At 66.5% G+C, this 8,268-nt stretch carries 10 protein-coding genes; 1 reads left to right on the top strand and 9 read right to left on the bottom strand.

Features of this window, described 5'->3' with window-relative positions:
- Window positions 1-28: 28 nt before the first annotated feature.
- From ACSFCA_RS32655 to ACSFCA_RS32695, 9 genes are read right to left on the bottom strand one after another with little or no spacing between them, the layout of a single operon-like run.
- A complete protein-coding gene (locus ACSFCA_RS32655; RefSeq protein WP_258352806.1) occupies window positions 29-748 on the bottom strand; it encodes an ABC transporter ATP-binding protein in 720 nt (239 codons plus the stop codon).
- Complete coding sequence (locus ACSFCA_RS32660) at window positions 745-1,545, bottom strand: ABC transporter ATP-binding protein (RefSeq protein ID WP_435462341.1); 801 nt, start codon at window positions 1,543-1,545, stop codon at window positions 745-747. The genes ACSFCA_RS32655 and ACSFCA_RS32660 overlap by 4 nt, the downstream gene beginning before the upstream one ends.
- On the bottom strand, window positions 1,542-2,429 hold the full coding sequence (locus ACSFCA_RS32665) for a branched-chain amino acid ABC transporter permease (RefSeq protein ID WP_435462340.1): 888 nt from the start codon (window positions 2,427-2,429) through the stop codon (window positions 1,542-1,544). The genes ACSFCA_RS32660 and ACSFCA_RS32665 overlap by 4 nt, the downstream gene beginning before the upstream one ends.
- Complete coding sequence (locus ACSFCA_RS32670; RefSeq protein ID WP_258352809.1) at window positions 2,422-3,315, bottom strand: branched-chain amino acid ABC transporter permease; 894 nt, start codon at window positions 3,313-3,315, stop codon at window positions 2,422-2,424. Before ACSFCA_RS32670 ends, ACSFCA_RS32665 begins: the two co-directional genes overlap by 8 nt.
- A gap of 30 nt (window positions 3,316-3,345) precedes the next feature.
- Window positions 3,346-4,452, bottom strand: a complete 1,107-nt coding sequence (locus ACSFCA_RS32675; RefSeq protein WP_435462406.1) for an ABC transporter substrate-binding protein — start codon at window positions 4,450-4,452, stop codon at window positions 3,346-3,348.
- Window positions 4,453-4,509: 57 nt separating this feature from the next.
- Window positions 4,510-5,223: a GntR family transcriptional regulator gene (locus ACSFCA_RS32680; protein ID WP_258352810.1), complete on the bottom strand. Its 714-nt coding sequence runs from the start codon at window positions 5,221-5,223 to the stop codon at window positions 4,510-4,512.
- Window positions 5,224-5,242: 19 nt separating this feature from the next.
- Window positions 5,243-6,019, bottom strand: a complete 777-nt coding sequence (locus tag ACSFCA_RS32685) for a maleate cis-trans isomerase family protein (protein ID WP_435462339.1) — start codon at window positions 6,017-6,019, stop codon at window positions 5,243-5,245.
- Complete coding sequence (locus tag ACSFCA_RS32690; RefSeq protein WP_307615925.1) at window positions 6,016-7,260, bottom strand: D-amino acid dehydrogenase; 1,245 nt, start codon at window positions 7,258-7,260, stop codon at window positions 6,016-6,018. The genes ACSFCA_RS32685 and ACSFCA_RS32690 overlap by 4 nt, the downstream gene beginning before the upstream one ends.
- 13 nt (window positions 7,261-7,273) lie before the next feature.
- Window positions 7,274-7,621: a RidA family protein gene (locus tag ACSFCA_RS32695; protein ID WP_258352813.1), complete on the bottom strand. Its 348-nt coding sequence runs from the start codon at window positions 7,619-7,621 to the stop codon at window positions 7,274-7,276.
- A gap of 520 nt (window positions 7,622-8,141) precedes the next feature.
- Here ACSFCA_RS32695 and ACSFCA_RS32700 point away from each other — a divergent pair.
- A partial coding sequence (locus ACSFCA_RS32700; protein WP_435462405.1) for an NAD-dependent epimerase/dehydratase family protein occupies window positions 8,142-8,268 on the top strand: 127 nt, incomplete at its 3' end.

Below are 8,268 nucleotides of genomic sequence, written 5' to 3' on the forward strand. Positions count from 1 at the left end.
TGTCTGGCATGCCTGGCGCGCGCGCTTTTCACGGCGACGGCCTGCCCAGATAGAGTTCCCGCACCTGCGGGTCGTGCATGAGCGAGCGGGCCGCACCGGAGAGCGCGACGGTGCCCATCGACAGGATGTAGGCGCGGTCCGAGATGCGCAGAGCTTCCATGGCGTTCTGCTCGACCATCAGGATCGTGACGGCCTCCTTGCGGCGGATCTCCGCGATGGCCTCGAAGACCTCCTGCAGCATCTTGGGCGAGAGCCCGGCCGAAGGTTCGTCGAGCAGCAGGATGTGGGGCCGCGGCATGAGCGCGCGCGCCAGCGCCAGGATCTGCCGCTCGCCGCCCGACAGCGAAGCTGCACGCGCGCCGAACTTGCGCCCGAGCATCGGGTACAGCGCGCAAAGCTCGCGCATGCGCTGCTCGCACTGCGTGTTGCCCAGGTAGTGGCCGCCGACCAGCATGTTCTCGCGCACCGTCAGCGCGCTGAAGACGTTCTCGGTCTGCGGCACGAAGCCCAGGCCGCAGCGGCGGATCTTGTCGTGCGCCGGCATCCTCGAAACGTCCTGGCCCTCGAGCAGCACCGCGCCGCTGCGCGGCGGCACGAAGCCGGCAATGCTCTTGAGCAGCGTGGACTTGCCGCAGCCGTTCGGCCCGAGCAGCGTCACGATCTCCGCCCTTGCGGCGTGCAGCGTGATGCCCTTGAGGATGTCCACCTCGGCCGTGTAGCCGGCGACGACTTGCTTGACCTCGATCATGGGAGCGCCTCCTCGAGTTCGGGCTCCTCGGCGCGCCCGAGGTACGCGCGCACCACTTCCTCGTTGCGCACGAGTTCGTCGGGACGGCAGTCGGCGACGATGCGCCCCCGGTCCAGCACGACGCAGCGCGTGCAGACCTCGCGGATGAACTGCATGTCGTGCTCGACGATCAGCATCGTCATGCCCTGGGCATTGAGGGCCTGCAAGGCGAGCACGATGTCGCGCCGCAGGTTGGGGTGCACGCCCGCCGTCGGTTCGTCGAGGATCAGCAGCCGGGGCTGCGCCATCAGCGCGCACACGATGCCAAGCAGCTTCTTCTGCCCGCCGGACAGCGCGGCCGCCGGCAGGTCGCGCACGGGGGCCAGCAGCAGCCGGTCGAGCAACTCCCCGGCTTTCTTCAGCGCGGCCTGCTCGGTGCGGCGCGCCGCTGCGCTGCGCGTCAGCGTGGCCCAGATGCCGTGGTGCGCGGTGGCGGCCGCAACGGCCACTTCGAGCACCGACATCTTGCGCGGCATCGACGGTAGCTGAAAGGTGCGCCCGATGCCCGCCGCGACCACGCGGTGAACCGGCAGCCCGTCGATGCGATTGCCGGCCAGGCGGATCGCACCCCGGTCGATCGTCTCGAAGCCGTTGATGGTGTTGAGCAGCGTGCTCTTGCCCGACCCGTTGGGTCCGAGCAGGCCGACGATTTCGCCGGATGCGACGTTGAAACTCACGTCCTGCAGCACGTGATTGCCGCTGAAGGCCTTGGCGACGGCCTTCACGTCGAGCAAGGCAGAAGTCGGCATGGCGCTCATGGCATCTTCCGGATCTTTTCCGGCACCAGTCCCTCGCTGCGCCACATCAGGCAGGCCAGCAGGATGAGCCCGATGAGGCCCAGGCGCAGCGCGCCGGCCTGGTCCGAGCCGAAGCCCAGCACCTGCCTGGCGAAGGGCGCAAGCACGTTCGCCGCCTGGACCAGCAGCACGCCGATGAGCACTCCGGCCGTGCTGCCGACGCCGCCGATCATCAGCATGGTCCACAGCAGGAAGGTCTCCGCGGGGAGCATGTAGTCGGGGCTCACGAAGCTCATGTAGTGGGCATAGAGCGAGCCGCCGAGCGCCGTGATGGCGGCGCCGGCCATGAGGGTGCGCGACTTGAGCGAGCGCAGGTCGTAGCCCATGCAGGCCGCGAGCTGCGGCTCTTCGCGCATGAGCCGCAATGCGCGGCCGAACCGGCCATTGCCCAGCCGGCGGCACAAGAGGGCGCACGACGTGACAACGATCGCGACCAGTCCGAGGAAGGCCAGTCCGCTCCATGGCCTGCCCAGGCCGTCGAAGAGCGAGGGAATGGCGCTGATGCCGTTGGCGCCGCCCGTGAGCCAGTCCTCGTTGGTCGCCGCGGTGCGCAGGATCTCGGCGATTGCCAGCGTGGCGATGCCCCAGTAGTCGCTGGCCAGCTTGTTGCCGATGCGCGCGATGCACCAGCCCAGCGCCATCGCCGCGAGCACGCCGAGGGCGGCCCCCGCCAGCGGTGGCCATCCGAGCGAGAAGGCGATGCCCGTTGCGTAGGCGCCCAGTCCCGCGAAGGCGATCTGGCCGAAGTTCATGAGGCCCGCATAGCCCGCCTGCAGGTTCAGGCCCAGCGCCATGAGCGCGTAGATGCCCGCGACGGTCAGTGAGAAGACGAGAAAGTCAAACACGGCGCACCTCGCGGTCGAACAGCCCGTAGGGCTTGAACAGCAGCGCCAGCAGCAGGATGAGGAAGGAGGCTGCGTTGATGTAGGTCACGGGCAGAAACTTCATGTCCACGCCGAAGAGAAAGCCGAAGTTGAGATTGGTGACGGCGGTCTCGGTCACCGCGATGAGCAGCGCACCTGCAATGGCGCCCATCGGGTTGCCCAGGCCGCCCAGGATGGCCGCGGCGAAAACCGGCAGCAGCAGGTCGTTGCCCAGGTTGATGTGAGCCCCCGTCGACAGCGACAGCATGCTGCCCCCCAGGCCCGCCACCATGCCGCTCGTGAAGCTCACGAGAAAGGTGATGCGCTCCGCGTTCAGCCCCGATGCATTGGCCAGTGCGGCGTTGTTGGTGAGCGCGCGCATGGCGCGGCCCAGCCGGGTGTAGAACAGCAGCAGCGTCACCAGCACCAGCAGCACCACCGTCGTGCAGACGAAGTAGAACTGCGTGTACGAGATGTGGGCGCCGGCGATGGTCAGCGGTGCCGTATGGCCGAGCTTGAACATGCGCGGAAACGAACCTGCCAGGCCCTGCATCAATGCGATGGCGAGCATGGAAACCGCCAGCGAGCCGACCATGGAAATGGACGGTCCCGCCCGCAGCAGCCGGCGGAAGACCAGCAGGTGCAGGCCCAGCGCCAGAATGCCCGTGACCACGCTGGCAATCAGCAGCGAGCCGATCAGCGGCGCGCCTGCGGCATGGAGCGCATAGCTCGCGTAGGCCCCGAACATCGCGTACTGCACGTGGGCGATGTTCGGGAACTTGACCAGCCCGTAGAGCATGCTCAATCCGAGCGTGACCAGTGCGAGGTCCGCTGTGCGCAGGAGGGCGTCGATCAGGAACTGGAACATGTCAGCAGCCTTGTGCGGTGTGCGGCCCGATCAGCGCTGTGCGATCTTTCCGTTTTCGTACTTGAGCCGGTCGTAGGGCGGGTTGAGCCGCTGCCGGTTGGCGTCGAAGCTGATGACGCCGGTGACGCCCGGGTACGACTGCCCGATCTCCTTGAGGGCTGTCTGGATGGCGGCCGCATCGACCGACTTGGCCTTCTCCATCGCAGCCGCAGTCATCAGCACGGCGTCGTAGCCATAGCCGGTGTAGGCGGTCTTGAAGCCTTCCTTGTATTTCGCCGCGAAGGCTTCGGCATAGGCCTTGCCCGCCGGGCCCTGCACCGAGCCGAGCTCCATGCCGAGTTGCCCGTTCGCGATCTCGGGCGGCGTGTCCGATACGCACATGCTCAGGAGAATGGCGTACCAGGGCGTCTTGCGCAGGCCCAGGTCGTGCGCTTCGCGGTTGATCACCGCGGCTTCCTGGCCGTAGGCGGTGTAGACGAAGGCGTCCGGGCTGCTGCGCGACATCTGTTCGAGCTCGCGGCGATAGGTGGACTGTCCCGCGGCATAGAGAACCTCGGTGACGACCTTGCCGCCCAGCTTCTCGAAGGCCTCCTTGTAGCCCTGCAGCACGCCCTGGCCGTAGGCATTGTTGGGCGCGATCACGGCGACCTTGCGGTAGCCCAGCGCATAGGTGTCGGAGGCCGAGAAGCTGTTGGCGTAGTTCTCCAACCCGAGCAGCCCGAACGAGGTGGGCCCGAGGTCCTTCAGCTTGATGCTGCTGCTGTTGATGTTGAGGTGCGTGACACCTTCCTTGACCAGGTACTGCCCCACGGGCAGCGTGATGCTCGATGAGTATTCGCCCATCACCACGGGCACCTTGTCCACGCCGACCAGCTTGCGCGCCGCGTTGAGCGCCGTCGTCGCGTTGCCGCCCGAGTCCTCGACGAGCACGTTGAACTTCTTGCCGAGCACGCCGCCCTTGGCATTCACCTGGTCGACGCCCAGCATGATGCCGCGGCGCACGTCCTCGCCGATGGTGGCGCTCGCACCCGTGAGGGACAGCACCGCGCCAACGTTGACGGTGCCCTGGGCCAGGGCGGCGGAAGAGCCGGCCCCGAGCAGCAGCGCGGCGAGAAGACTGGACGAAAACTGTTTGATCACGGCGTACTCCGGGTTTTGAAAAGAATCGGAAAAGGGCGCGATGGCGCGGGCCACCTACACGTGCCCCGCATACAGCCGCACCACGCTGCGCTGGATGAACTGGACGATGTCTTCCATGCGGTGCGCCACGTGGCCGCTGATGACGTCGCGGCACAGCGGCGCGTCGCGCAGCAGCAGGGCATCGAGCAGCGCCAGGTGTTCTTCTTCCATGGCCTTGCTCTTGCCTTCGAGATCGCTCCAGCGGAAGTAGTGGATGCGGGCGTTGACGGCCTGCAGCGACTTCGCGATCTCCCGGTTGCCGGAGAGCCGGGCAATCGACAGGTGAAACTGCTCGTCCGCTTCCAGCAACTGGTAGGTGGACATCGCGGCCGTGTGCTGCATCACGTCGATCCATGCGTCGCGCGCCTGAACGATGTCGTCGTGCGTCGCGCGCTGCAGCGCCAGATTGACTGACGCCAGCTCGATGGCCCCGCGCAGCTCGTAGAGATCGAAGACCTCCTGTCGTTCGAGTTGCCGTCCGTAGAAGCCGCGGTTGGGCACCAGCGTGAGCATGTTCTCGGCCACCAGGCGGTGCAGCGCCTCGCGCAGGGGCGTGCGGCTCACGTCCAGCTCCTCCGCCAGTTCGCCTTCGTTCACGCGTTCGCCGGGCTTGATCCGGTAGACGATGACCATCTCCTTCAGGCGCTTGTGAACGTCGTTGACGGTCATGCCGGCGCGGCGCAAGGTGCGCGGCAGGGTGCTCAGGACGGCTTCGGATCTGCGATTCATGGCGCGTGGAAATGAGAAGTCAGACTTCGAACAGGCGTCCGAAGCGGGGGAGGGAATCGCGCACTCCGGCCAGGCGCAGCGCGTGCCATGCCATGGCGCAGTTGCTCGAGACCACGGGCTTGCCGAGCTCTTCCTCGACCTCGCGTGTCAGGTTGGCCATGCGCAGGCTGGTGCAGGCGACGAACACCGCATCCACGTCAGACTCGGCGCCGGCCGCAAGAATCGCCGTGCGCAGCGATGCGCGGTCGATGCGCGCCACCTCGCTGTCGTTGGCATGGTTGAAGGTCGCGATGCGCGGCACCTCGATGCCACCGGCCTCGATGTGCTGCTTGAACACCTCGTTGATCGAATGCACGTAGGGCGTGATCAGCGCGGTCCTGCGCACGCCCAGCGCATGAAGGCCGGCCATGGCGGCAGTGATCGGCGTGGTGCAGGCCACGCCCGGGCGTGCGTCGCGAATCTGTGCGAACACCTTGTCCTCGCCGATCACGATCGAGCCCGAGGTGCAGCCGAAGGCGACCACGTCGAGCTCCACGTCGGGCACGATGAGCCGCGTAGCCGGCGTGATGTGCGCCTCCATCCGCGCGAGCGAGGCCAGGCCGATGTCGGCCGGGCTCGGCAGGCGTGCCTCGAAGTACGCCACGCCGGGCAGCTGCATGATCTGGCGCCACTCGTGCTCGATGGTCTGGTCGGTCTCCAGCACCACCAGGCCGATGGCGGCTCGCGCCATCACGCCTTCGTCCATTTCGAACGGCAGGATCGTGTAGTTCTCGCCCAGGGTCGCTGTGTGGTTCATCGCAAGGTCATTCCCGTGATGTCGATGGCCGGCGTGCGGCCGTTCATGATGTCGGTCACGATCTGTGCCGTGCCGCAGGCCATGGTCCAGCCCATGTGGCCGTGGCCGGTGTTGAGGTACAGGTTGTCGTGCCGGCTCTTGCCCAGGATGGGCGTGCCCTCGGGGGTCATCGGACGCAGGCCGGCCCAGAAGTCGGGCTTGTCGTAGTCCGCGCCATCGGGGAACAGCTGCCGGGCCACGCGCAGCATCGGGCCGAAGTCCGCCGGTGCATGCCGCGTGTCGTAGCCGCTGAATTCCGCCGTGGCGGTGAAGCGCAGGCGGTCGCCGAAACGGGCCCAGGCCACGAGGTTGTTCTCGTCGACGCCGGCCAGCGAAGGGGGGCGGTGCCGCGTGTCGGTCGGGAAGGTGACCGAGTAGCCCTTGACCGGGTAGATCGGCAGCCGGTAGCCGAGCGGGCGCGCGGCAATGGGCGAGTAGCTGCCCATGGCCAGCACGTAGTCGTCGGCGGCAATGGCGCCCTGGTTGGTGTGCACGGCGCGGATGCGGCTGGCATCGGCCTCGATGCGCTGGATGTTCGCATCCATCACGAAGGTCACGCCCGCAGCGCGGCAGCGTTCGGTGAGGGCCCGCGTGAACATGCGCGCATCGCCGCTCTCGTCGCTCGGGCAATAGATGGCGCCGGCGATGTGCGGGCGCGCGTCTGCGAGCGCGGGTTCTTGCGCCACCACGCCGTCGCCGTCCAGCAGCTCCAGCCGCATGCCGCCGTCGGCCAGGATCTGCATGTTCGCCTTGCCGCGTGCGAACGAGGCTTCGTCGCGGTACAGGTACAGCGCGCCGCGGCTGATGCGTTCGTACGCCAGGTCCTGCGCGGTCGTCAGCTGCTGCAGCAGGCTCTGTGAGTAGCGGCACAGCACCAGCTTGCGGCTGGTGTTCAGGCGCGAACGCTCGGCCGTGCAGTTCTGCATGAACTTCCACAGCCACGTCCACATGCGCGGATCGGGGTTGAGCTTCAGGCGCAGCGCCTGGCTGTCGTCGCGCAGCGAGCGCCAGAGAATGCCCGGCGCCCGCGGCGACGCCCATGTGTAGGAGTGTCCCGGTGCCACCATGCCCGCATTCGCATAGCTGGTTTCCGCGGCAGGCAGCGGCTGGCGGTCGATCACCGTCACCTGCCGCCCCTGCGCGGCAAGATACCAGGCGGTAGCAACACCCGCCACGCCGGCGCCGAGGACCACGGTATGCATTGGGGGTGCTCCGTCAGACGGCTGCGATGACGCCGATCTCGACCGTGTAGGGCGGGAAGGCCAGCGCCGATTCGACGCAGGCACGCGCAGGGGCGTGGCCTTCCGGAACCCACGCATCCCACACCGTGTTCATCTCGGCGAAGGTCTTGTGGTCGGCAAGCCAGATCGTGGCCTGCACGATGCGCGTCTTGTCGCTGCCTGCTTCTTTCAGCAAGGCATCGATCTTGGCGACGATCTGTGCGGTCTGGCCTGCGACGTCGGCGGTGGTGTCGCCCGCCACCTGGCCTGCGAGAAAGACGAAGCCATTGGCGATCACGGCCTGGCTCATGCGTGCGTTGGTCTGGAGTCTCTGTATGGGCATTGCGAGTCTGTCCTTGGATGGGATGTGCAAAGTGAATTCACTTGCTTATTCACTTGCACACAAAAACCATGCCAAATTTGCCGCGCCGGAAGTAGTGCCACCGCCTGTGGGAATCGCGTGCAGGAGGAAGCCAGCCATGCGAAACGACTCGCTGAATGGCATTACTTTTTGCGAGAGGTGACGGATCGCGATCGGGGGGCGCGCATGCACCGTCGGTCGTGCACTCGCATCCTGCGGAATGCACCAGGGGAGCACCTTTTGAGTGCTCCTGTCAGGTCAATCGCGCTGCGTCGAGCAGCATCGCGACGAGGCTTTCTTGTCTTGCGCGAGGTGCCGAGATTTTTTTCGAGGAAGTAGAGCCATGCATCGATGCGCGTCACCTGAATGCGCATTCGCTCGCTGCGACTTCGGTGTTGACACTACTTTTCAACGCGTCGATTCACGCCGTCGCACAGGCCGGTTTTGGCATGCTTTTTGTAGGTGTGCACACATCTGAATCAACAAGTGAGTTCAACCTGCCATGATTCTGATTACCGGCGGCGCCGGCTTCATTGGCGCCAATTTCGTACTCGACTGGATCGCCAACGGCGACGAGCCGGTCGTGAACCTCGACAAGCTGACCTACGCAGGCAACCTCGAGACACTCG

Origin of the sequence: Variovorax multivorans (assembly GCF_051216835.1) — a bacterium.
In the GTDB taxonomy this organism is placed as follows: domain Bacteria; phylum Pseudomonadota; class Gammaproteobacteria; order Burkholderiales; family Burkholderiaceae_C; genus Variovorax.

Coding starts and splice junctions, on each gene's coding strand:
- ACSFCA_RS32655 (WP_258352806.1), bottom strand. CDS start 748: ATGATCGAGGTCAAGCAAGTCGTCGCCGGCTACACGGCCGAGGTGGAC.
- ACSFCA_RS32660 (WP_435462341.1), bottom strand. CDS start 1,545: ATGAGCGCCATGCCGACTTCTGCCTTGCTCGACGTGAAGGCCGTCGCC.
- ACSFCA_RS32670 (WP_258352809.1), bottom strand. CDS start 3,315: ATGTTCCAGTTCCTGATCGACGCCCTCCTGCGCACAGCGGACCTCGCA.
- ACSFCA_RS32680 (WP_258352810.1), bottom strand. CDS start 5,223: ATGAATCGCAGATCCGAAGCCGTCCTGAGCACCCTGCCGCGCACCTTG.
- ACSFCA_RS32685 (WP_435462339.1), bottom strand. CDS start 6,019: ATGAACCACACAGCGACCCTGGGCGAGAACTACACGATCCTGCCGTTC.
- ACSFCA_RS32690 (WP_307615925.1), bottom strand. CDS start 7,260: ATGCATACCGTGGTCCTCGGCGCCGGCGTGGCGGGTGTTGCTACCGCC.
- ACSFCA_RS32695 (WP_258352813.1), bottom strand. CDS start 7,621: ATGCCCATACAGAGACTCCAGACCAACGCACGCATGAGCCAGGCCGTG.